Raw genomic sequence first — 23,306 nt, 5'->3', positions numbered from 1 at the left:
CTCTCGACTTCAAGAGCCAGAGCGTCTTTTGTGCGTTCGTCTGAAACTGCGGCGCTATAGAGCGTCCTTTGCGCGTTCGTCTGAACGCACGGCGCTCTAGGGGCGCGGAAGAGTCCGCGCCCTTCAGTGGCTGGTTTCCGGTTACTTCACCACGACATTGCCGTTGACGATCTCGACATTCTCGTCGCCCTGCAGGCCGATGCGGTCGCCGCTCGGCGCCGTCACGAAACAGCCGCTCGGGCAGATCATCTCCGTGGCGCCTGCGGCGATCGCCACTTCCATGCGGCTTTCGCCCTCGACGACGACCAGGACGGCGGTCTCGCTGTCCTTGTTCGTGACCGTCGCGGCACTGGCCGCGCCTGCCATAGGCACGTAGGCCACCAGTACGCCGGAAAGCAAAGCAATCACAGATTTCTTCATTGCCCATCGGCGCCCGAAGCGCCGCCCTCTCGCCGAGCCGGCCGCCCCGTCGGTTTCGCGACGCTGCGCCGGCCACCTCTTCAGCCGATGACAACGTAATCGGTCACCAGAAGAATTGCATGCTTTTTATGGCACGCCGGCTGAATAGCGGCTGAACGCTCCGTTTATCAGCGGTTCGGGTTTGCGCGGCGGCTGGCGGTTCGGCGACTGCCCGTTTCTTCTGCCTCGCGTTCCTCGTTGAGCGGCGCTGCGGAAGCAGCCGGTTTGCCTGAAGCCGTCGCCTTGGCCGACGCTCTTGCCTCGGCGGAGGTGGCGCCCTTCGGTTCGCCCACCTCTTCCGGGTGGTGGCTTTCGATGCCGGTCTGGTCCTCGACCGGCACGTCCTCAATCTTGACCGGGAACGGCTCGCCGATCCGCTCGTCGCGGAAACGCTCGTAGATCGACACGCGCAGGTCGTTGCGCACGCCGCCGCCGGTCAAGACGTCGGCGACGTAAATCCGGAGCTCGAAGGTCATGCGCTCGTCGCCAAAGGCGGTAAAACCGACGGTCGGCGAAGGGTTCTTCAAGACCATCGGATGGGCGGCGGCGATCTCGGACAGCAGTTCCATGATCCGGCGCGGATCGCTGGCATAGGTGACGGTGACGGCGATTTCGGAGCGGCCGAGCTTGTTGCGGTGCGTCCAGTTGCCGACCGAGGCGTTGATCAGCAGCGAGTTCGGCATCATGATCGACTGATGCTGGAAGGTTTCGATCTCGGTCGCGCGTACCGAGATGCGCTTGACGAAGCCTTCCGTCGTGCCACTGACGATCCAGTCGCCCACCTTGAACGGCCGCTCGACGAGCAGGATCAGGCCCGAGACGAAATTCGAAACGATGTTCTGCAGACCGAAACCGACGCCGAGCGAGAGAGCACCGGCGACGAGCGCGAGGTTCGAGAGATCGATGCCCGCTGCCGAGAGGCCGATGAGGCACGCAAGGCCGACGCCGGTATAGCCGATGCCGGTGCGGATCGAGTTGCGCACGCCGGCATCGACCCGGCTTCTCGCCATGATGTTGCCGTCGATCCAGCGCTGCACGAAGCGGGTGACCGCAAAACCGAGCGCGAAGAACAGGACGCCCGCGAGGATGCCGACCAGCGAGATGGTGATCGAGCCGATCCTGATCTCGGTCACCATCCGGTAGGCCCAGGACTCGATGTCGGCGACCTGGAAGCCCCACTGCAAGAGGATCAGCGGGATGAAGACCATCACGACCAGGGCATAGATGCTGAGGCCCGCGGCAAGACCGATCTGGTCGAGCGCCACCTGTTCCAGATTGTAGCGGCGCTCGAGATAGCGCCCGGCCGCCGTCTCGGCAAACGCACCCTGCTTGGCCACGGCCCGGCCGGTGAGAATGCCGATATACATCGTCACCAGGATCGCGCCGGTGATGATGATCTGCGTGGCGATGAAGCGGGCGAGACCGACATAGCCGGAGACGGCCGCAATGATCAGCAAGGCCCCGGTCGCAAGCAGCGCAAACGACACCAGCCGCGGCCAGGCGCGGCCATGAGCATCGAAGGACTCGTCCTTTCTGAGCGTCGGCTTGATCCAGGCCGACGCCATGATGATGAGGCCGATGACGATGGAGGCGATGTAGCTCTTGACGACGGTGAGGACCACCGGCGAGCCGAGCGCCTCGCTGACGCCGCCGAACAGGTAATCAAGACCGTTGACCAGCGCCATGGCGAAGATCGCGATCATCAGCATCCTGGCGCCGCGATCGGAAACCCTGACGAGCCGCCAGCGCGCATCGCGCGGCGACAACACCGCCTGGGCGAGCCTTGTCACGAAGAACACAACCACCGCGACGCCGAGCGTAATGGCAATGATCGGTGCGATGTCGGAGCGCAGCACGTTGAAGCCACGCAGGAACAGGAAGCTTGAAATCGCGAAGGCGGCCGAGGCGATCGTCGGGATCAGCGTGGACCAGAAGGCGACCGACAGGCGGCGGAAGTAGCTCGGCTCCTCATCGGTAATGTCATGCTGGATCAGCGGGCGAAAGAGCCTGCGGCTGCCGGCAAGGAACACGAGCGCCGCCAGCAGCGACAGGAACAGCGCCGTCAAAAGCGGCACGCGCTTGTAGTTCCAGGCAAAACTCAGCCAGCTCCCGACACTGCGCGAGAGCACGCGGGTTTCGTCCGCCGTCGCCGTCAGAGCGTCGTCGAACATGCCGGTCGAGACTTCGGTGTTCTTCAGCAGCGTGTTGGAAAACAGCGCCCGCCTTGTCGCGGTAATGGTGTTGGAAAGCTTCGTCGCCTGGATCGAAAGACCCTCGGCCTCGCCGGTGAGCGCGTTGATGGCGCCGCGCTCGGCCATCAGCCGTTTGCGCTCTGCGGTCACGATGTCGGCTTCGGGCGGCTGTCCCTCGGCCGGCGGATCGCCGAGTTCGGTGAGCCGCCCCTTGATTTCGTCGAGGCGCGGCCGGGTCGAGACCGACACGCCGATGATTTGCTTGGCGAGCGCGTCGACCTGAACCTTGAGGTCGGCAAGCACGATGTCGTCGTCCTTGGCCTTGTCGACGAGGTCCGTCAGCCGCTTGAGATCCTCGGCGGCCTTGGAAAGCTGATCGGCCGCCTGGCTCTGGGCCGGCGGCGTGGCATCCGCCGGCACCGCCTCGCCGGCCGGCGGTGTTGCCGTCTGCGCCGGTTGGGTGGCCGTCGCGGCCGGCTGGGTGGCTGCGCCGGGTGTCGCGCCGCCGGGTGCCGCGCCCTTGTCAGCGGGCTGCGCACCATCCTGCGCGGGTGCCGCCGCTTTCCCAGCTGGTTGCGTTGCGGTCTGGGCCGGCTGAGCCGGCGTCGCCTTCTGCTCTGGCTGCGCTGCGCTCTGGGTCGTACCTTGTGCCGGTTGCGTCGTGCCTTGCGCCATGACCGGGCCGGCGGCGGCAAGCGCCAGCAGGCAGACGAGAATGGCAGGCAATCTTCCGACAGAACGCAATTTCATGATCCTTGCAGGTTGAGACCATGGTGCGGAATCGCGTCAGTGGTCGTCACAATGCGGTGTGAATACGAAAGACGGCGGAAAGATGCAAAAGACGCCGCCAATTGCGCTCCACCGCCGGATTTTTCGTCAGAAACCGGCGCCGGGCTGTGCCAGATAGGCAAGCTCGGCGTCTGTCGAGACGCGGGCCAGGAGGGCATTTCGGTGCGGGAAGCGGCCGAATTGTTCGATCACCTCGCGGTGGCGGATGGCATAGTCGAGATAGTCGGCATCGCCGAGTTCGGTGAAAAGCTTCACCGACATGGTCTGGTCGGTCAGGTTTTCCGAATGCTCGAACGGCAGATAGACGAAGGCGCGCGCTTCCGGCTTGATCGCCATGTCGGCACCGATGCCGACGGCAAGCTTCGCCTCGTGCAGTGCCAGGCAATCGGTCGCGAAGGCAAGCGGGGTGCCGCGATACATATTGCGCGGCATCTGGTCGAGCAGGATGATCGCCGCCAGCCGGTTCTCTGGCGTTGCCCGCCAGATCTCGCTGACCCCGCGGGCAAGCGCCAGATGTGATGCCTGGAAACGACGAATGCAGGCCTTATCCAGTTCGCCGCTCATCGTGAACCAGTCGTCATAGGTGAGCTCGCCGAACCAGAAATTCAAAACGTCATCCGGCGTGCAGATTTCAACTTCGTTCGTCATTTGCTCCCTCGTGCCACTCTTCTGCCGGTCCTGCCCCTTTCGAGGCCTGATCGGGCAGCCATGCATGCGCTACAGCGCCGCGCGTCTTATCAGACGCGCAAAGGTCGCTGTAGCACTTTGATTTTCTGCATGTCTTTGTCCTTAAATCGAGTTCGATTCAAGGAGACATGCGCTAAGACATAGGCGCGGACCGGCCCATTTCCATGCATGCACAATTCGATGCTCGCCTTACGCGCGCCGCGTCAGGATGGCAACAAAGGCGATGCCGCCGACAATGCCGGTAACGACGCCGATCGGCATGTCCTCCGGCGCCATGATGACGCGGGCCACGAGGTCGGCCAGGATCAGCGTCAAGGCGCCAAAGAAGGCCGAGAGCGGGATGACCCGGACATTGTCGCTGCCGGCGAAAAGCCGCACGAAATGCGGCACCATCAGCCCGACGAAGCCGATCGCTCCGGAAAAGGCCACCATGACCCCGGTCAGGAGCGCGGTGACGACGAAGAGCGTCAGACGGAAGCGGCGCACGGGAATGCCGAGCGTCATCGCCGTCTCGTCGCCCATGGCAAGCGCGTTGATTTCCCGCGATCGGACGACCAGCCAGCCGAGCGAGACTGACAGCACGAGCGCCGGATAGATGAGATGCGGCCATTGCGCCAGGCCAAGGCCGCCGAGCATCCAGAAGATCACCGTGTGCGTCGCCCGCGGATCCCCCAGGAAGATCATGAGATTGCCGATCGACGTCAGCACGAAGGCGACGGCGACGCCGGCAAGCACCAGGCGATCGGCACTGGTGCCTAGAGCGCGGGAAACGAAAGCGACCAGCACGGTTGCCAGCAGCGCGCCGCCAAAGGCAAAGAGCGGCACCGTGAGAAGACCGAGGATCATTCCGGTGTGGAGCAGTGCGACGATCGCCCCGAGCGCGCCGCCCGAGGAGACGCCGAGCAGATGCGGATCGGCAAGCGGATTGCGCGTGACCGATTGCAGCACGGCGCCTGTCAGCGCCAATCCGGCGCCGACAAGCCCCGCCAGCATGACCCGCGGCAGGCGCACGTCCCAGACGATGCTTTCGCGCCCCGCCGACCAGAAGGCCTCGACGCTGCCGGGCGCGAGCTTGCTTGCGACGATCGACCAGACGGTGGTGACCGGGATCGGCGCCGAGCCGAGCGACACGCCCGCGGTCACGGTCAGGAGAAGCAGCAGCAACGCCGCAAACACCCCGACCCCGCCGCGGATCACCCGAACGGGAACAACCCGCGAAACGGCAGCGGGACCAGGCGACGTATCCTCAGCCAGCATCGGTTACAGGCCCTCGCCGTGAAAGACCTTGGCGAGCCGGGCGATGGCGTCGATGTTGCGCGGCCCCGGCGTCGCCTCGACATAATCGAGCACCACGAAGCGGTCGTTTTTCACCGCATCGATAGTGGCGAAGGCCGGATTGTTCTTCATGAAGGCGATCTTGTCCTCGGCTTTCACCTCGCCGTAGTTGACGATCACCACGACCTCCGGATTGCGATCGATCACCGGCTCCCAGGAGACCTCCACCCAGCTCTTGTCGACGTCGTCCATGATGTTGGCGCCACCGGCCGCCTCGATCATCGCCGTCGGGATGCCGAAGCGGCCTGATGTGAAAGGCTTTTCCTCGCCGGAATCATAGACGAAGACGCGGGTCGGCTTTTCGCGGCCGGCATTTGCCTCGGTGATTTCGGCCAGTTGCCGGCGGTAGCCGTCGACCAGCGCCTCGGCGCGATCCTCGACGCCGAAGATGCGACCGAGATTGAGAAGATCGACGAACGTATCGTCCATAGTCGGCTTCTCTTTGGCCATGACGTGGATGCAGGACTCGGTCAGCTCATAGACGCCGATCTTGAACGGCGCCAAGGTCTCGGGCGTCACCTCGCCGCCGACCTTCATGCCGTAGTTCCAGCCGGCGAAGAAGAAATCGGCGTCGGCGTTGAGGAGCACTTCCTTGGTCGGATATTTTTCCGCAAGCTCCGGCAGTTCCTTCACACCTTCGCGCAGCTTTTCATCCAGCGTCTTCCAGCCGGAAACGCCGGTGTAGCCGACCATGTGGTCCTGCAGCTTCAGCGCCAGCATCATCTCGATCAGATTGACGTCGTTGGCGATCGCCCGCTTCGGCGCAGCATCGAAGGTCACCTCGCGGTTGCAGCTCTTGACGGTAACCGGATAGGCGAGCGCCGGCACAGCAGTGGCGATGAGAAACAGGAAGGCAGAGGAGGCAATGTTGATCTTCATGAAATGGATCCCTGTCGAGGAAGTGAAAAGGAGAAACGGGCGGTGCCGGCAACGGCGGTGCTGTGGGCGGTGGCGGTGACACCGAAGGCGGAGGACAGCGCCCGCGGGCTCAGCACCGCGTCGGGTGTGCCAAAGGCGATGAGCCGCCCCGCCGTCACGATCGCCACGTCAGTCGCGAATTCGGCGGCGAGATTGATGTCGTGCAGCGTCGATACGATCGTCAGCTTCAACGTCTGCAACAGCTCGAGGATTTCGAGCTGGTGGCGGATGTCGAGATGGTTGGTCGGCTCATCGAGGATGATGATGCGCGGCTCCTGGGCAAGCGCCCGGGCAATCAGCACCCGCTGTTTCTCGCCGCCCGAGAGCGTCGAGAACTGGCGGCCGGCCAGATGGGCGAGATCGAGATGGGAGAGTGCATGCTGCACCCGCTCGCGGTCGGTGTCCGTCCAGCCGTTGAGCCCCTCCCGCTGCGGGATGCGGCCCATCATCACCACGTCGCGCACGCTGAAGGGAAAATCGCCGGGCATTTCCTGAAGCACGACGGCGATCGTTTTCGCCGCTTCGCGCGCCGAAATCGACCACAGGTCGACGCCGTCGACCTCGATGCGGCCCGCATTCGGCTGCACCGCCCGGTAAAGGCAGCGTAAGAGCGAGGTCTTGCCGGCCCCGTTCGGCCCGAGGATCGCAAGCCGGCTGCCCGCCTCGATCGCGAAGTCCATGTCGTCGACCAGGGTCAGCCCCGGGCGCGGCCCCCAGCAAAGCCCCTTAACGCGAAGGGCGGCTCCTGTTGCGGTGCAGGTCATGGTCTGATCCCACCCCGGCAGCGCCACGCGTCCATCCCCGACGCACCAAACGCGCTTGAGCGCATGCGTGTCGCGCTCATTGGAAATGGCCCGCAACGTCTTCGGAGACGAGCATGGCCGCCGGGATGCGGGCGAGCGTCTTGCCCTTCAGCCCGCGCGGCCGTTCGGCAGCCCGCGTCATGCCGTCGCCGCGCTCCACATAGGTGGCGGCAAAACGGACGAGATCGTCGATGTCCTCTTCCGGCGAAATGTCGCCAAAGAGATAGGTCGCCTTGCCCGTCGCCTGGAAGGCGATGGTGCAGGGGCGCGTGCATGCCGCCATGCAGACCGTGCCGGCAATCGAGAAATCACGATCGAGCGGCGCGCCGAGGGCGGCAATGCTGCGGTTAAGACGCTTTATCAGCTCGGCGCCCGGCATGCAGGGGCCGCCGGTAAAACGGCAATCGGTGCAGACCGTTATCTTATGCTGTCGGGAAGTCGGCTCAGCCATTTTCTCTCTCCGCCGGACTGACGGCAAGAGATGGCGAAGCGGCAGGATGACGGATGACCGTCGCGCGAAAGCCAGTTCTTTTCCATCGGAACACCCCGTCCGTTGTGGTTGATCGGTTCGATGGCAGGTCTCCTGGCTCGCGGGTCGCGGCGCATCCACGTCTTCCCGGCCTTTGGCCAGTGACATGGTGTGAATGCGCTGTCCGCTCACAGTTGCGGGGGCAGCCACGGTTTCGGTCCCGTCAGGGTCGTCCGTTCCGTGTTCCCTTTTCAGCCGCTTCCGCATTGTCGCGGACGCAGCACCATCGCGCTCTTCCTCGCATGAATCGGCAGCGGATACAACCGATGGGGTCGGGCGGCCGGGATCTATCAACATGCGGCGTTTCGTCATGCACTGACTGTTATAAAATAACATAACAACAATCAACAAGGAAATGATCCTAAGGCAGCCTGCCGGCCGCTGCGGGCGAGAGCCTCGCCTGACGGCGACGACCGGCGTATCCTTGCTCCTTGGCTTGTCGGGAAAGGAGCTCTGCCATGGCTGCCTATTTGATCGCCGATGTCGATATCACCGATGCAGCGACCTTCGAGGAATACAAAAGAGAGGTGCCGGCGACGGAGGCCCGCTATGGCGGGCGTTATCTCGGCCGCGGTGGCGCAACCCGGGTGCTTGAAGGCGACTGGGAACCGCACCGGCTCGTCATCCTCGAGTTCCCGGACATGCAAGCCTTGCTCTCCTGGTACCAATCACCGGAGTATCAGCGCCTGAAGACGATCCGTGAGCGCTGTGCCAGGACACGGATCATAGCACTCGAAGGCGTCGCCATCTGAAGCGGAGCGCAAGACTGGCCGCAATTGCCGGCCTTGCTCGTGAAACGAACGGATGAGCGCCCCCGTCACTTCAAGCTTCGCGGCGCGCGGATGAAGCAACTGCGGGGCATGTGCTCCGGGTCCATCGACATGCGGCGTTTCGTCATGTCCATCCGTTATGCGATAACATAAAAATACAACGCCAGAGTTGAATAGCCGGCGAAATCCGCCGTAGTGGGACCGTGTGCCTTCATCGGGACCGGCGCGCCGCCGCCCTCCCGAACTTGCCTTCGCACGACCGCCCGACCCGACGCTTTCGGACCGATGCCGCGCAGCGCTCATCAGCCCCCACTGGGCGCAAAAGCCAGAAATTTAACGTACGTTACGCTCACGTAACCCCAAGGCCGTTGAGAAAATCAGCAGCCGAAGCGACAATTGCCAAAGCTAGGATTGGGCATCGACAAGCCACCGATAAAATCAACTTAGCCGCGCAAGTCCCGAAATGAAGTGATGGCAACGCAACTTTCTACAGGGGATGGCAGTGAATCCAATTGACTTCTTCGTCGAGACGCTTCGGACCTATCCGCCGGTCGCCGTCTTCCTCGCCCTCGGCATCGGTTTCCTGATCGGGCCCATCAAGGTCGCGGGGTTCAATCTCGGAAACGTCACCGCTACGCTTCTGGCGGGTGTTCTCATCGGGCAGCTGGGCATCCAGGTTTCCGGTGATCTGAAGTCCACCTTGTTCCTGATCTTCCTGTTCGCCGTCGGCTACGGTGTCGGCCCGCAATTCGTGCGCGGCTTGAGCACCGATGGGCCGAAACAGATCGCGTTTGCGCTGTCTGTCCTGGTGCTGTGCCTCATCGTTCCCTATCTCTGCGCGCTGATCGCTGGGCTTCCGCTTGGCTACGGCGCCGGCATGTATGCCGGCTCGCAGACGATCTCGGCGGCGATCGGCGTTGCGACCGACCAGATCAATTCGCTCGGGCTGACGCCGGAGCAGGCCAAGACCTTTGCCGACCAGATTCCGATTGCCTATGCGGTCACCTACATCTGGGGCACGATCGGCTCTGCCATCATCCTCGCCCAGCTTGGCCCAAAACTTCTAGGCATCGATCTTCCGGCGGCCTGCAAGGAGTATGAGGCCAAGCTCGGCGGCGGCACCGAGAGCAGCGAACCCGGCATCACCCGCGCCTATCACGACTTCGGCCTTCGGGCCTATCGGATCGACGAAGCAAGCGGGCTAACCGGAACGCCGGTCAAGAACCTGCTTCCCGGCATTCGCGTCTTCGTCGAGCGCCTGCGCCGTGGGGATCAGATCATCGAAGCAGACGGCAACACCGTGCTGCAGCCGGGCGACGTCGTCGCCTTCTCCGGCCGGCGCGCCCTGCTCGTCGAAAACCTGGACAGCAAGCTGACGGAGGTCGAGGACAAGGAGCTTTTGAACGCGGAGGCCGAGATCGTCGACGTCTACGTGACCAGCAAGGCGCTGGCCGGAAAGACACTCGCCGAAGTCAGCACGATGGATTGGGCGCGCGGCGTTTATGCCCGCAAGATCGTGCGCTCGCTGGTCGAGATCCCGGTCCTTCCCGGCACGACCGTCGAGCGTGGCGACATCGTCACCATCGGCGGCGCAAGGAGGCACGTCGAAGCGGCGATCAAGGCTCTCGGCTTTGCCGATCGCCCGGTCGAAACCACCGACATCGCCTTCCTCGGCTGGGGTCTCTTCATCGGCGCGATGATCGGGGCGCTGACGATAACGATCGGCGGTATTCCGATCGGGCTTTCCACCTCCGGCGGCGCCCTGCTTGCCGGTCTCGTGCTCGGCTGGCTGCGCACCACCTACCCCGCCTTCGGCCGCATCCCGTCGCCGGCGCTGTGGCTGTTGAACACGCTCGGCCTCAACATCTTCATCGCCGTGGTCGGTATCGGCGCCGGACCGGGCTTCGTCGCAGGCCTCCAGGAGGTTGGCATTTCGCTGTTCATCTGGGGAGTCGTTGCAACCTCCATCCCGATGATCGCCTCGGTGCTGATCGGCCACTATGTCTTCAAGTTCCACCCGGCGATCCTGTTTGGCGCCTGCGCCGGCGTCAGGACCACGACCGCAGCGCTCGGCATGATCCAGGAGGCGGCCAAGAGCAAGGTGCCGGCGCTTGGCTACGGCATGCCCTACGCCATCGGCAACACGCTGCTCACCATCTTCGGCCTCGTCATCGTCATCATGCTCGCCTGAGGCGCGCCGGCGAACCGAGACCATTGTTCCAATTTCATAGATCACAGGGAGTGTGGATCATGTTGGACAGAAAATTCTACGACAGCATTTCCGATCTCAGCCCGTTCGAAATCAAGGACGAACTGATCAAGCTCGCCAAGACGAGCTCGCAGAAATCCGCCAAGGCCTTCCTCAATGCCGGCCGCGGCAACCCGAACTGGACGGCAACGCGCGCCCGCGAAGCCTTCTTCCTGCTCGGCCAGTTCGCCCTGACGGAGGCTAAACGCGCCTACTACGATCCGAAGGCGGGCGTCGCCGGCATGCCGCCCCAGGACGGCGCGCATGCGCGGTTCCAGAAGTGGATCAAGAAACAGCTTCAAAGCACGGAAACCGTGGACGAGGACGACGAAGGCGTCCCGGCCGCCAAAACCCTCGGTGACGCCGTCGCCTATGCCATCAACACCTTCGGCTTCGACCCGGATGGATTCGTGCATGAGCTGACCGACTCGATCATCGGCGACAACTATCCGGTCCCCGATCGGGCGCTGCATCACAACGAGATCATCACCCACGAATATCTGATGTGGGCGATGTGCGCCGGCCACCGGCCAAGCGTGAAATTCGACCTCTACCCGGTCGAAGGCGGCACCGCCGCCATGTGCTACATCTTCAAGGCCTTGAAGAACGCCCGCATCCTCAACGCCGGCGACACGATCGCGCTCGGAACGCCGATCTTCACGCCCTATCTCGAGATGCCGCAGCTCGAGGATTACACGCTGAAGACCATCAATGTCAGCGCCGAGCAGGAAGACCGCTTCCAGTTCACCGACGATGACATCAAGGCGCTGGAAAACCCCGAGGTGAAGGCGCTGTTCCTGGTCAACCCCGGCAACCCGTCCGCCGTCGCGATGGATCCGGATTCGATCAAGCGCCTTGTCGATCTCGTAAACAACAAGCGACCCGATCTGATCATCCTTACCGATGACGTCTACGGCACCTTCGTCCCGGGGTTCCAGTCATTGCTCGGCCATCTGCCGCGCAACACCATCGGCGTCTATTCCTATTCGAAGTACTTCGGCTGCACCGGCTGGCGCCTCGGCGTGGTGGCCGTTGCCCAGGACAATATCTTCGACGAGAGGATCAAGGCGCATCCCGAGCCGATCCAAAAGCTTCTGGAAAAGCGCTACAAGGCGATGACGCCGAAGCCGCGCGAGGTGAAGTTCATCGACCGCATCGTCGCCGACAGCCGCGACGTGGCGCTGAACCACACCGCCGGCCTGTCGCTTCCCCAGCAGGTCATGATGTCGCTCTTCAGCCTGGTCGAGCTGATGGATGTCGAGAAGGCCTACCAGAAGGCCTGCATCGCCATCTGCACGAAGCGGTTCTGGAACCTCGTAAACGGCATGGGCGTCGAGTCCAACCCGGGCATCTATTTCGACCACTATTACGGCATCATCGATTTCGAGTTCTGGCTGCGCAAATATGTCGGGCAGGATGTTGTCGAATGGGTGAAGGACAACATCCATCCGCTCGACATTCCCTTCCGACTGGCCGAGGACCACGGCATCGTTCTCTTGAACGGCTCCGGCTTCGACGCGCCAAACTGGTCGGCGCGCGTTTCCTTCGCCAACCTCAATGACGACGCCTATTCGCAGATCGGCCGTGCCGTGCGCTCCGTGGCGCGTGGCTACGTGCAGACCTACCAGGCGGCCAAGGGCCTGAAGATCAGCTAGTCGAGCAAGGCGGCCGGCAAACCCGTCGGCCGCCTCCCCCTACAGCGCCGCGTTCAGTTAGACGCGCAAAGGTCGCTGTAGCACTTTGAATTGCTGCATGTTTTTGTCCTTCAATCGGCGACAATTGAAGGAAACATGCGGTAGGGCGTGAGCAGACGTCCTGTTACCCAGCCACCCCGGATTTTCCGGCAGGGTCCTGCCGGCAAGTGAGCAGCGCATCATCAGGCTGAAGGCGCTCCTTCGGCATGGAGTTGGGAGTAAAGCGGCGTGATCGATCACCTGTTCGGCATCCTCAGGGCGCATCCGGAGCTTGCCCTGTTCCTCGCGCTCGGCATCGGCTACGCCGTCGGCAAGATCACCATCTTCGGCGTGACCATCGGCGCCGTCACCGGTTGCCTGCTGGCGGGCGTGCTGATCGGCCAGACGGGCGCCGAGCTTTCGAACGACGTGAAACAGGCGTTCTTCCTGCTGTTCCTCTTCGCCATCGGCTACCGCACCGGCCCGCAATTCTTCCAGAGCCTCAATGCCGATGCCCTGCCCCAGATCGCCGTCACGGTGACGCTCTGCGTCGCGGCGCTCGCGGCGGCGATCCTTCTTTCGATCCTGTTCGGTTTCGATCTCGGCACGGCCGCAGGCGTCCTTGCGGGCGGGGCAACGGAATCGGCGACCGTCGGCGTCGCCATCGACACCTTCCGCAAGACGGCGCCAACACCCGAAGCCACCAGCCAATTCGAATCCGCCGTGGCCACCGGCTTTGCGGTCGCCTATCTCGTCGGCGTCGTCACCGCGATCCTCGTCCAGTCGCAGCTCGCACCGCGCATGTTCGGCCGCAGCCTGAAGGAAGCCTGCGCCGAGCTCGAAGCCGAACTCAACATCGCCCCGGAGAACAGCGGCGATACCGCCCGCCGCGAGATCGAAGCGCGCGCCTTTGAGATCGCCGATAATCTGGTCGGCCTGACCGTGGCGAAAGCGGAGGCGCGAGTCCCTGAGCATCAGAAGGCCTATATCGAGCAGATTCGCAGGGGCAATGAGATCATCTCCCCCGCCCCGCAAGAGCGACTGCAGGCCGGGGACATCATTGCGGTCGCCGGGCTTCGCGGTTTCCTGGTGGAATATGCCAGCCGGATCGGCACCGAGATCGATGACCGCGAGCTTCTCGACATTCCGGTCGAAATTCTCGACGTGGTGGTGACCAACAAGGACGTCGCCGGCAAACGCCTTTGGCAGCTCAAGCAGCAGCCCGAGGCGCGCTCGGTCTTCCTGCGCGGCATCCTGCGTGCCGGCCAGCCGATCCCGATTTTCCCCGGGCTGACAATCCGCCGGGGTGACGTGATGTCGATCGCCGGTGCCAGGCGCCATGTGGAGGATGTCGCTGCCCGGCTCGGCTATGCGGATCGCAAGACGACGGCGACCGACATGGTCTATGTCGGCGTCTTCATTTTCCTCGGCGGCCTCATCGGCATACCCGCGCTGAAACTCGGAGCCCTTGAAATCGGCCTCGGCGTTGCGGTCGGCGTCCTGATCGCGGGTCTCGTCGCCGGCTGGCTGCGCTCGGTCCGGCGCACCTTCGGCTTCGTGCCGGAGGCAACCCTCTGGTTCTTCGACAGCGTCGGGCTCTGCGCCTTCATCGCCTGCGTCGGCATCTCGGCCGGCCCGAGCTTCGTCACGGGCCTCGTTCAGTCCGGTCCGGCGCTCGTGATCGCCAGTCTGCTGATCTGCCTGATTTCGCACCTCGCAGCACTTGCGCTTGGCCGTTGGGTCTTCCGCATGAACGAAGGCGTGCTCGCCGGCACCTGCTGCGGCGCTGGAACCTCGGCGCCGGCGCTCGCCGCGGTGCAGGAGGCTGCCGGCAGCCAGGTGCCAACCCTCGGCTACGGCCTTGGCTATGCGATCGGCAACGTGCTCCTGGCGCTCTGGGGGGCTGTGCTTGTCACGGTTCTTGGGTAGCGTCTAAACCGCCGACGTCAGCATGCCGTGCCGGCCGATTGCTGCGTCATGCACGGAGCGGCCTGACGTTAGGTCAGGAAACTACCGCAGAGGCCAGACCACCATCAGCGTCGGTATGCTGACGATGACAATCACGAGCGAGAGCGGCAGGCCGAGGCGCGGATAGTCGCTGAACCGGTAGCCGCCCGGACCCATGACCAGCGTGTTGCACTGGTGGCCGATCGGCGTCAGGAAATCGCAGCCGGCACCGATGGCGGTCGCCATCAGGAAGGCCTCCGGCCGATAGCCGAGTGCGCCGGCGAAGCTCGCGGCGATCGGCGCCATGACCAGCACGGTCGCGGCGTTGTTGAGGAACGGTGTGACCGCCATTGCCGCAAGCAGGATGATGGTCAACGCGCCTGCCGGCGGCAAGCCGGCGGCAACCGTACCGAGCCACCCGGCAATGACTTCCGTCCCCCCGGTCGTGCGCAGGGAATCACTGACCGGGATCAGCGCCGCCAGCATCACGAGGATCGGCCCGTCGACGGAACGGTAGACGTCGCGCAACGGAATAATGCGGAAGATGACCATGGCAAGGGCCGCTGCGAAAAAGGCGATCGGCACCGGCACGAGGCCGACTGCCGTCGAGCCCATGGCGGCGGCCAGGACCAGAAGCGGCAACGGCGCTTTGCGCGTGGTGCCGAGCAGGATCTCGCGCTGCGCGAGCGGCAGGCAGCCGAAGTCCTGCAGAAAAGACGTCAATTCGCGCCGCGCGCCTTGCAACACAATGACGTCGCCGGCGCGCAGACGAATGCTGCCGAGCCGCTGCTTCAGCCTTTCGCCCTGGCGGCTGACGGCGAGCAGGTTGATATTGTGGGTGTTGAACAGCGCCAGGCGCTGCGCCGACATGCCTTCGATCGGCGAACCGCTGCCGACGACCGCCTCCACCGCCTCGATTTCGGACCCTGCCTTCTCGCGGCTACCCGGCGAGCGGTCTCCGGCGATCTTCAGCTTGGCCTGCGAGACAATACGATCGAGCGCCCCCGGCCCGCCTTCAAGCAGCAGGATGTCGTCGGCTTCAAGCGTGATGTCGGGCAGCGGCGCCAGATGCAGGCCGCGGCGAAAAATGGCGATGACGACGGCACCGCCATCGCCGAGCTTGACCAGAGCGCTGAGCGACTTGCCGATCGCGGGAGATCCGGCAGCAACGACGGCCTCCGACGTATAGTCGGTAATCTCGATCGCCGAATGAACCGAAACTTGGCTGCTGGTCCGTTGCGGCACGAGCTTGTAGGCAAAGAGCAGGAAGATGCAGCCGACCAGCGCCAAGGTCGCGCCGACGGGCGTGAAGTCGAACATCGTAAAACTCTCGCCGGTCAGTTCCTGACGCACGCGCGACACGACGATATTCGGCGAGGTGCCGACCTGCGTCATCAGCCCGCCAATCAGCGAACCGAAGGCCATCGGCATCAGGAAGACCGAAGGCTGGACATTCGACCGCCGGGCGAACTGGAAGGCGACCGGCAGCATGATCGCCAGCGCCCCGATATTCTTGATGAAGGCGGAAAGCACCGTCACCGTGATGACCAGCAGCGCAAGCTGGGCCCGGACCGACGAGATATTGGGCAGGAAGCGCTGGATCGCCGCATCCACCACGCCTGAGCGCGCCACGCCGGCGCTGACGATCAAGGCACTGCCGACGATGATGACGATGTCGTCGCTGAAACCGTCGAAGGCATGATCGTAAGGCACGATGCCGACGGCCACCGCCAGCATCAGCGCCGAACAGGCGATCACGTCGTACCGGAAGCGCCCCCAGATGAAGAAAACCATCATGGCGCCGATGACGATAAACGCGAGAGACTGTTCGGCGGTCATGCAATACCCGGGTTCGGCGAAAGGACTGGGCGGGACGGAACGTGCAGTTGGCGCAAGGCCGAAACGCGCGATCCGCCGGAACGTTCACGTGAGAAGTAACGCATCTTTCTCCGCACCGGAATCCGGCTCAGCGACAAATCTTGGTACGAAGGCGAAATTCTCCAGCGACCGCAAGGCACTCACGCGACGTTGCCGACTTGGAAAACACCGTTGCCGCCCTACACTTTAGCAAAGGGTGTTGGAGCGCCGTGGCCGCCGCTTTTGCCGCCGGTGTCGGCGGACCAGCTGCTTCTTCCACCGCGTCGCCCCAGGCTTGCTGGAAGCAAGCGTAAGGCTTGCCTAGATAATTGCGAGCCCTTGGATTTGCATCAGGAAATTGTACAATAGATCAAAGTGTTGCAGCGCGTTCCGTAGTCCATTTGAAGGCGAGGAACCTGACTGCGCCTCCCCTACCAAGCGCACCCGTAACCGAGGATCGCCGACATGAAAAACGCCCTTGCCGCCCTCTCCGTCGTTCTGCTTCTGAGCGGCTGTACCGCAAGCGGCGGCTCAAGCTATTACGGCTATTCGTCGAACCTCGAGCCGATCCCCGGCAGCATCACCTATGGCGGCCAGCCGCGCACCAAGCTCACGAAGTCGCCTGTCGGCAGCATCGTGCCGCACCAGTTCATCGACCAGTACGGCCGCAAGGTCTACGAAACCTATATCATCGAGCCGGACCGGTCGTTGCGCCTCACCAGCCGGCGCTGGCAGCCGGATGATATTTTCGATTTTGACTGACGCATTTCGTGGGGCGACTATGGGAGCGAGCGGCAGTCGCCGCTGCCGAATTGCGCGATCACCCAATCGCGCAACAACTGCGTCGCCGGTCGATCTGCCATCCGTGGGCTATAGACGAGATCGTAGCGGTCGCTTTCGAGCGTCACAGGAAAAGGCTGGACGAGAATGCCCGAGGCGAGTTCCTCGGCGACCAGCGTCAGGCTCAAAAGGCCGATGCCCTGCCCGGCCACGGCGGCCTGAACGGCATGGATTTCATCGGTAAACGAAAGACCCGCATTCGCATCGACATCTGCGATGCCAGCCCGCTCCAGCCATTGCCGCCAGACCGGCGCACGCGGCTCGTCTCGGCGAGCCGCACCCCAATCGAAATGAATGAGCGTTGAGCGTTTGAGATCCGCAGCACTTGCCGGCACCAGTCGCGGCGCACAGACCGGCGCGAAACGATCGGCAAACAGCGGCTCGGTAATCAGACCCGGGTAGTGTCCGCCGCCGAGACGGATTGCGGCGTCCGCATCCGCCTCCAGGTCGATCGTGCGGTTGGACGCGTCGAGCCTAAGCGTCCAGTCCGGATAGGCCTCGCGAAACGAGCCGGCGAGCGGCGCCAGACGCTTGGCGACGAAGGCGACCGTCGAGGTCAGCCGGGCCACCTTGCTCCCCTGCTGGCGGCGCACGTCGGCAATCGCCTGCTCGAAGCGATCGAGACCATCGCGCAGCACCGGAAACAGCGCCTTGCCGGCAGCCGTCAGATGCACCTGTCGCGTCTCGCGCTCGAAGAGCTTGACCTCCAGTATCTCCTCCAGCTGCCGGATTTGGTGGCTGACGGCGGTCGCCGAAACGTTCAGCTCTTCCGCCGCATGCTTGAAGCTCAGCCGGCGGGCGGCCGCTTCGAAGACCCGCAAGGCGCCGAGCGGCGGCAGCTTTCTCATCGCATCCCCATGGATGAATTCATCTCATCTATCAGCTGAGAAATCACTCTTTGTCAACCTGCTATCTCCGCAACATATTGAGTTCAACAGCCAAGGCAACAGCGCCAAGCTGAGAAAAACTCAAGCATGTAAGGACAAATCATGTCTCTCGAACAGGTCATCACCAAGCCGGATCCCTACGCGCCCTTCCTGCTTTCCCAGGCGATCAAGGCCAACGGCTTCATCTTCGTCTCAGGCCAGGCAGCGATCGGCGATAACGGCGAGCTCGTCGGCGAAGGCGATTTCGACCGCCAGGCCGAACAGGCCTTCCGCAACCTCGACCGGGCCTTGAAGGCCGCCGGATCCGGCCTCGACAAGATCGTCAAGGTTACGATCTTCCTGCGCTCCATGGAGAATTTCGGGAAGATCATCGAACTCCGTCGCAAATGGTTTTCGGCACCCTACCCCGCCGACAGCATCATCGAGGTCTCCTCGCTCTACTCGCCTGACGCGCTGATCGAGATCGAGGCGATCGCGCTCGACGCAGGCCGTTGAGATGAGCGCCGGAAATCGTTCCGGCATCGAAAGGACATTCCATGCATCTTGAACAGGTCGTCACCACGCCGGATCCCTACGCGCCGTTCCTGCTCTCCCAGGCAATCGGGGCCAATGGCTTCGTCTTTGTCTCCGGCCAGGCGGCAATCGGTGACGACGGCGAAATCGTCGGCATTGGCGATTTCGACCGCCAGGCCAACCAGGCTTTTCGCAATCTCGACCGCGCCTTGAAGTCGGCCGGCTCCGGGCTCGACAAGGTCGTCAAGACCACGATCTTCCTGCGTTCCACCGAGAACGCGGGAAAGATGGTCGACCTTCGCCGCAAGTGGCTTTCGGCACCCTACCCGGCTGAAAGCATGATCGAGGTTTCTTCTCTCTATTCACCCGATGCACTGATCGAGATCGAAGCGATCGCGCTTGACGGAGACCGCTGAGATGAACGCGCCACAGATCCTTCCATCTCCCGTTTTCACTGGCATCACCCTCAAGGGGCTCGATTTCACCAACCGCCTGTCGGTCGCGCCGATGACCCGCATCAGCGCTTCGGCTGCAGGCGTTCCAGGCGAACGCATGCAGCACTACTACGAACGCTTCGCCCGCGGCGGCTTCAGCCTGATCACGACCGAAGGCATCTACACCGACAATGCCTATTCCCAGACCTACAGGGACCAGCCCGGCCTGACCGACAGGGAACAGGCGGCTGCCTGGCGCCGCGTCGTCGATACAGTCCACGCCGCTGGTGGCCGCATCTTCGCGCAGCTCATGCATGGCGGCGCATTGGCACAGGGCAACCCCTACCGCCCGGATACGGTAGGCCCCTCGGCCATACGTCCGAAGGGCACCCAGATGACCGGCTACCATGGCGACGGCCCCTATCCTTTGCCGCGCGATATCAGCGAGGTCGAGATTGCCGAAGCGATCGAGGGCTTCGCTAATGCCGCTCGCTTGGCTATCGAGGTCGCCGGCTTCGACGGCATCGAGATCCACGGCGCCAACGGCTACCTGCTCGATCAGTTCTTCACCGATTTCTCGAACCGGCGGACAGACCGCTGGGGCGGCGATATCGTGCAGCGGCTCGGTCTGTCGCTCGAGGTGCTGAAGGCTGTGCGCGCGGCGATAGGCCCCAACGTCCCGCTCGGACTGCGCCTCTCCCAGGGCAAGGTCAACGACTTCAGGCACAAATGGGCCGAACGCGAACCGGGTGCAGCGCGCGTGTTCAAGACGCTGGCCGAAAGTCCGGCCGATTTCGTTCACGTGACCGAGTTCGAAGCCTGGAAGCCGGCCTTCGACGACGGCGACGCCTCACTCGTGGCGCTTGCCCATCGCCACGCGCCGCGCCTGTTCCTCATCGCCAATGGCAGTCTGCACGATCTCGCACGCGCAGAGGAGGTGATGGAAGCCGGGGCCGACATGATCGCGCTTGGCCGCGGCGCGCTCGTCAATCCCGACTGGCCGCGGCTGACCGCCAAACGCAACGATCTGCGTCCGTTCGACCTGCCGTTCCTCGCGCCGATCAGCGACATCAAGGACAGCGAGCTCGCACTCTGAGAATGGATCGACGGGCGCTTGAGAAGGCGCCCGTCGGCAACGTCGCTCGCGTTCGTTGAGGACTGCTCGTCGCGGTTACAACGCCGCGACGAAACGATAGGCTGAGCCGTTCCGCTCGGCGCGCCCGATCCCCGGATAGGCCCAGTGATAGCCAAGCAACGCTAGCCGCTCCGATGCCGCCCTGTCGATCAGGGCCTTGCGGTTCTTCAAGGCCAGTTCGGCATCCGTGTCGAAGCCGAAATGCCAGTCGGGATGTTCGAAAAAGACGACATTGCTGGTCACCGCATCGCCCGTGATCACCAGGCCGTCATGTCCCGCCCCGTCGCCACCGGCAAGCTGAAGCGAGATGTGGCCGGGCGTATGGCCGCGCGTATCGAGCACCTGCATGCCGCTGACGATCTCGTCGCCGGGCTTGACCAAGGTCAGGCGGTCCTGAACGGCAAAGAGGTCGCGCTGCGCGCCCTTGGCAAAGCCATGCAACGCCTGCGGCATCACCTTTTCGAAGTTCGGATCGGTCCAGAACTGCCACTCGGCCTCCGAAACGAAATACTGCGCGTTCGGAAAGGTCAATTTGCCGTCGACGCCAAGGGTGCCTCCGGCATGATCGGGATGGGCGTGGGTCAGTACCACCTTCGTCACCAGGCCCGGATCGATGCCAGCGGCCAACAGATTGGCGCGGAGCTTGCCGGCGCTCTCCTGGAAGTGATTGCCGGAGCCGTCGTCGACCACGATCAGATCACCGCCGGTGCGGATGACGGGGATATTGGTATGAAACGGCGCGCGTTCGGGCGTGCCGCCGAGGCGGCGCATGATGTCCGGCCGCTCTTCAGGCGTCGCATCCGGCAGCACGATGCTCACCGGCAGCATGATGAAGCCGTCGCTGACGACGGAAATATCGAAGCTGCCGTGCCGAAGGCGATGGATGTCAGCGGTGTAGGCACCTTTCGGCAGGAGGACGGAAGCAGCAATCGCGCTGGAACCGGCAAGGAATTCACGACGATCGAGACCGGATGCGTCGGTGGAAATGCGGGAAGAGGTCATGGCTTTAGTCCTTGGCTGAAACGTCTGAGGAAAGGTGCCGGTGCGCCCCTTGGGCGCCACCGGCGAGCAAGCATCAGGCCTTGGCAAACGCGAGCAGGTCGGCGTTAAGCTGGTCCTTGTGCGTATCGGTAATGCCGTGCGGCGCGCCGGCATAGACCTTCAGTTCCGCATGTGGGACGAGCTTCTTCGAAGCCCGCGCGGCCGCATCGATCGGCACGATCTGGTCGTCGTCGCCATGGATGATCAAGGTCGGCACGTCAAACTTCTTCAGGTCCTCGGTAAAGTCGGTCTGCGAGAAGGCGACGATCGAGTCGTAGGTGTTCTTGTGGCCGCCCGTCATGCCCTGCAGCCAGAAACTGTCGATCATGCCTTGAGAGGCGACCGCGCCCGGGCGGTTGAAGCCGAAGAACGGACCCGAGGCGATATCGCGGTAGAGCTTCGAGCGATCCTTGAGGCTTGCCGCCTGCAGCCCGTCGAACACCTCCTTCGGCAGGCCGCCGGGGGTCTTGTCGGTCTTGACCATCAGCGGCGGCACCGCCGAGATCAACCCGGCCTTGGCGACGCGGCTGGTGCCGTGGCGGCCGATGTAACGGCTGATCTCGCCGCCGCCGGTGGAAAAGCCCGCAAGGAAGATGCCCTTCAGATCGAGCGCATTGATCAGATCGGCCAGATCGTCGGCGTAGTGATCCATGTCGTTGCCGTCCCAGGGCTGCGACGAGCGCCCATGGCCGCGGCGGTCATGGGTGATGACGCGGAAGCCATTGGCGGCGAGATGGAAGGCCTGCGCTTCCCAGCTGTCCGACGACAGCGGCCAGCCGTGGCTGAGCACGACGACCGGGCCATCCTTTGGACCCCAGTCCTTGTAGTAGATCTCGACGCCATCGCGGGTGGTGATGCGGCTGCCCATGGTCTTTGCTCCCTCGGTGCCGGACGCGCCGGCGGTTGATGCGGTGGCGGATGCGGCCTTGGCCGGAATATTCATTGCGTTGACCGCGGCGGCGGTGGCGGCGGCACCGAAGGCTGCCGAAAGAACGTTGCGGCGCGAAAGGCCATTGGAAACGGTTGCGGAAACTGCTTTTGCCTGTGTCATTGTCCTCACCTCTTTGATCTCTGTTGCCCGGCTTCCATCCCGTGGAAGCGATGGTTGAATTGATAAATCGGGGGGCCTAACCTCTCGACCGGCAAAGCTGACAACGATGGGGGCAGAAGTGACAAAACGAGCGGAAAGCGAACCGGCGGAGATCGGCATCGTCGTCTACCCGCGCGCCCTGATGTCGGCGATCCACGGGCTGACCGACATGTTCCAGGTGGCGAGCATGCAATCGGTCGAACAGAGCGGGGTAGACGCTCCCCAGATCCGCATCAGCCATTGGAAGCTGCAGGAAGACGGCTCGGTGGCGAAATCACGCGACACCCACCAGGATCCCTCCTCGAGCCTGGTGGCGCTGATCCTGCCGCCGACGCTCGCCGATCTGCCGGTCGGGGAGCGCATCGGCACCCTGCCCGCTTTCGTGCGCGAGCAGCATCAACGCGGCACGACCATCTGTTCGGTCTGCGGCGGCGCCTATCTGCTCGCCGAATCGGGCCTCGCTGCTGGCCGTACCATCACCACGCACTGGTCGCACCAGGACCTGATCGCCAACCGCTACGGCAATATCCGCGTCGACACCGACAGGCTGCTGATCGACGAGGGCGACATCATCACCGCCGGCGGCATGATGGCCTGGATCGATCTCGGGCTGAAACTCGTCGACCGCTTCCTCGGAACCGACGTCATGCTGGCAACGGCGCGGTACATGATTATCGATCCCGGCGCGCGCGAGCAGAGCTACTACAGCGTCTTCGCGCCGAAGCTCGATCACGGCGACAACGTCATCCTCAAGATCCAGCACTGGCTGCATGGCACCAGCACCAAGGGCGTGACGCTGCAGATGATGGCCGAGCGCGCCGGGCTCGGCGACCGCACGTTCCTGCGCCGCTTCCAGAAGGCGACCGGCTTCAACCCGACCGAGTACTGCCAGCGGCTGCGGATCGCCAAGTCACGCGATCTGCTGGAGCGCCCGCATCTGTCAATCGAGCAGGTCGCCTGGCAGAGCGGCTATGACGACACCAACGCCTACCGCAAGATCTTCCGCAAGATCCTCGGTCTCTCGCCAAAGGAATATCGCCTCCGCTTCTCGGTCTCGGATGGCGCCCGGCGAATGGCCGCAGGAGCGCCGAATGCGGTGCCGGCTTTGTGACCTAGGGCGCTCCATCGATTGAGCGCGCCAGCAAGCTGCATCCGCTCA

20 protein-coding genes and 1 riboswitch are annotated in these 23,306 nt (G+C 63.6%); of the genes, 9 read left to right on the top strand and 11 right to left on the bottom strand.

The features are described from left to right. Positions 1-141: 141 nt before the first annotated feature. The 7 genes from AC3WWH_RS28295 to AC3WWH_RS28265 form a co-directional block, all read right to left on the bottom strand. Complete coding sequence (locus AC3WWH_RS28295) at positions 142-420, bottom strand: hypothetical protein (protein ID WP_057254041.1); 279 nt, start codon at positions 418-420, stop codon at positions 142-144. A 167-nt stretch (positions 421-587) separates the two neighbouring features. Further along, positions 588-3,401, bottom strand: coding sequence for a mechanosensitive ion channel family protein (locus AC3WWH_RS28290; RefSeq protein ID WP_373419908.1), 2,814 nt, complete (start codon positions 3,399-3,401; stop codon positions 588-590). A gap of 126 nt (positions 3,402-3,527) precedes the next feature. Next, positions 3,528-4,088, bottom strand: a complete 561-nt coding sequence (locus AC3WWH_RS28285) for a DUF924 family protein (RefSeq protein ID WP_058323460.1) — start codon at positions 4,086-4,088, stop codon at positions 3,528-3,530. A 228-nt stretch (positions 4,089-4,316) separates the two neighbouring features. Continuing rightward, positions 4,317-5,384 (bottom strand): FecCD family ABC transporter permease, encoded by a 1,068-nt coding sequence (locus AC3WWH_RS28280; RefSeq protein ID WP_082640982.1) that lies wholly within the window; start codon positions 5,382-5,384, stop codon positions 4,317-4,319. 3 nt (positions 5,385-5,387) lie between these two features. Further along, entirely contained in the window at positions 5,388-6,341 is a 954-nt protein-coding gene (locus AC3WWH_RS28275; protein WP_058323459.1) for an ABC transporter substrate-binding protein, read from the bottom strand. Beyond that, on the bottom strand, positions 6,338-7,144 hold the full coding sequence (locus AC3WWH_RS28270) for an ABC transporter ATP-binding protein (RefSeq protein WP_058323492.1): 807 nt from the start codon (positions 7,142-7,144) through the stop codon (positions 6,338-6,340). The genes AC3WWH_RS28275 and AC3WWH_RS28270 overlap by 4 nt, the downstream gene beginning before the upstream one ends. A 76-nt stretch (positions 7,145-7,220) precedes the next feature. Then, positions 7,221-7,634 (bottom strand): DUF1636 family protein, encoded by a 414-nt coding sequence (locus tag AC3WWH_RS28265; protein ID WP_057254035.1) that lies wholly within the window; start codon positions 7,632-7,634, stop codon positions 7,221-7,223. Positions 7,635-7,739: 105 nt separating this feature from the next. Further along, a riboswitch (cobalamin riboswitch) is annotated at positions 7,740-7,955 on the bottom strand. Positions 7,956-8,170: 215 nt separating this feature from the next. Between AC3WWH_RS28265 and AC3WWH_RS28260 the strand changes: the two genes are divergently transcribed. The 4 genes from AC3WWH_RS28260 (at position 8,171) to aspT (AC3WWH_RS28245) (ending at position 14,332) form a co-directional block, all read left to right on the top strand. After that, on the top strand, positions 8,171-8,464 hold the full coding sequence (locus AC3WWH_RS28260) for a DUF1330 domain-containing protein (RefSeq protein ID WP_057254033.1): 294 nt from the start codon (positions 8,171-8,173) through the stop codon (positions 8,462-8,464). Between the two features lie 520 nt (positions 8,465-8,984). Further along, positions 8,985-10,673, top strand: coding sequence for an aspartate-alanine antiporter (gene aspT / locus AC3WWH_RS28255; protein ID WP_245296076.1), 1,689 nt, complete (start codon positions 8,985-8,987; stop codon positions 10,671-10,673). Positions 10,674-10,732: 59 nt separating this feature from the next. Then, positions 10,733-12,385 carry a bifunctional aspartate transaminase/aspartate 4-decarboxylase gene (locus AC3WWH_RS28250; RefSeq protein ID WP_058323490.1) on the top strand — a complete coding sequence of 551 codons (1,653 nt, stop codon included), beginning with the start codon at positions 10,733-10,735 and terminating at the stop codon, positions 12,383-12,385. A gap of 267 nt (positions 12,386-12,652) precedes the next feature. Next, complete coding sequence (aspT, locus tag AC3WWH_RS28245) at positions 12,653-14,332, top strand: aspartate-alanine antiporter (RefSeq protein ID WP_113398550.1); 1,680 nt, start codon at positions 12,653-12,655, stop codon at positions 14,330-14,332. An 81-nt stretch (positions 14,333-14,413) separates the two neighbouring features. On the opposite strand, the gene AC3WWH_RS28240 is transcribed toward aspT (AC3WWH_RS28245), so the two are convergent. Then, complete coding sequence (locus tag AC3WWH_RS28240; protein WP_058323457.1) at positions 14,414-16,189, bottom strand: SLC13 family permease; 1,776 nt, start codon at positions 16,187-16,189, stop codon at positions 14,414-14,416. Positions 16,190-16,672: 483 nt separating this feature from the next. On the opposite strand from AC3WWH_RS28240, the gene AC3WWH_RS28235 reads away from it, so the two are divergent. Then, positions 16,673-16,969: a hypothetical protein gene (locus tag AC3WWH_RS28235; protein ID WP_057254026.1), complete on the top strand. Its 297-nt coding sequence runs from the start codon at positions 16,673-16,675 to the stop codon at positions 16,967-16,969. Positions 16,970-16,986: 17 nt separating this feature from the next. Here AC3WWH_RS28235 and AC3WWH_RS28230 read toward each other — a convergent pair whose 3' ends face one another. Further along, positions 16,987-17,910, bottom strand: coding sequence for a LysR substrate-binding domain-containing protein (locus AC3WWH_RS28230; protein ID WP_082640980.1), 924 nt, complete (start codon positions 17,908-17,910; stop codon positions 16,987-16,989). 126 nt (positions 17,911-18,036) lie between these two features. Here AC3WWH_RS28230 and AC3WWH_RS28225 point away from each other — a divergent pair, with 126 nt between their 5' ends. From AC3WWH_RS28225 to AC3WWH_RS28215, 3 genes are read left to right on the top strand one after another with little or no spacing between them, the layout of a single operon-like run. Beyond that, positions 18,037-18,429, top strand: coding sequence for a RidA family protein (locus AC3WWH_RS28225; protein ID WP_058323455.1), 393 nt, complete (start codon positions 18,037-18,039; stop codon positions 18,427-18,429). Positions 18,430-18,470: 41 nt separating this feature from the next. Further along, on the top strand, positions 18,471-18,863 hold the full coding sequence (locus AC3WWH_RS28220; RefSeq protein WP_058323454.1) for a RidA family protein: 393 nt from the start codon (positions 18,471-18,473) through the stop codon (positions 18,861-18,863). Position 18,864: 1 nt separating this feature from the next. Continuing rightward, positions 18,865-19,977: an NADH:flavin oxidoreductase gene (locus AC3WWH_RS28215; RefSeq protein ID WP_058323453.1), complete on the top strand. Its 1,113-nt coding sequence runs from the start codon at positions 18,865-18,867 to the stop codon at positions 19,975-19,977. A gap of 75 nt (positions 19,978-20,052) precedes the next feature. Here the strand turns inward: AC3WWH_RS28215 and AC3WWH_RS28210 are convergent, their stop codons facing one another. Next, a complete protein-coding gene (locus AC3WWH_RS28210) occupies positions 20,053-21,018 on the bottom strand; it encodes an MBL fold metallo-hydrolase (protein WP_058323452.1) in 966 nt (321 codons plus the stop codon). A 73-nt stretch (positions 21,019-21,091) separates the two neighbouring features. Beyond that, the gene (locus tag AC3WWH_RS28205) at positions 21,092-22,108 is read right to left on the bottom strand and encodes an alpha/beta fold hydrolase (protein WP_492377345.1); all 1,017 of its coding nucleotides are present in this window, start codon (positions 22,106-22,108) and stop codon (positions 21,092-21,094) included. Between the two features lie 118 nt (positions 22,109-22,226). On the opposite strand from AC3WWH_RS28205, the gene AC3WWH_RS28200 reads away from it, so the two are divergent. Beyond that, complete coding sequence (locus AC3WWH_RS28200) at positions 22,227-23,258, top strand: GlxA family transcriptional regulator (protein WP_245299194.1); 1,032 nt, start codon at positions 22,227-22,229, stop codon at positions 23,256-23,258. The last annotated feature ends 48 nt before the right edge of the window (positions 23,259-23,306 follow it).

The sequence above is a fragment of the Ensifer sp. EB106-03-01-XG145 genome (assembly GCF_058792075.1).
The sequence above is the reverse complement of the archived record's forward strand: the minus strand, read 5'-3'. Positions and strand labels throughout refer to the sequence as shown.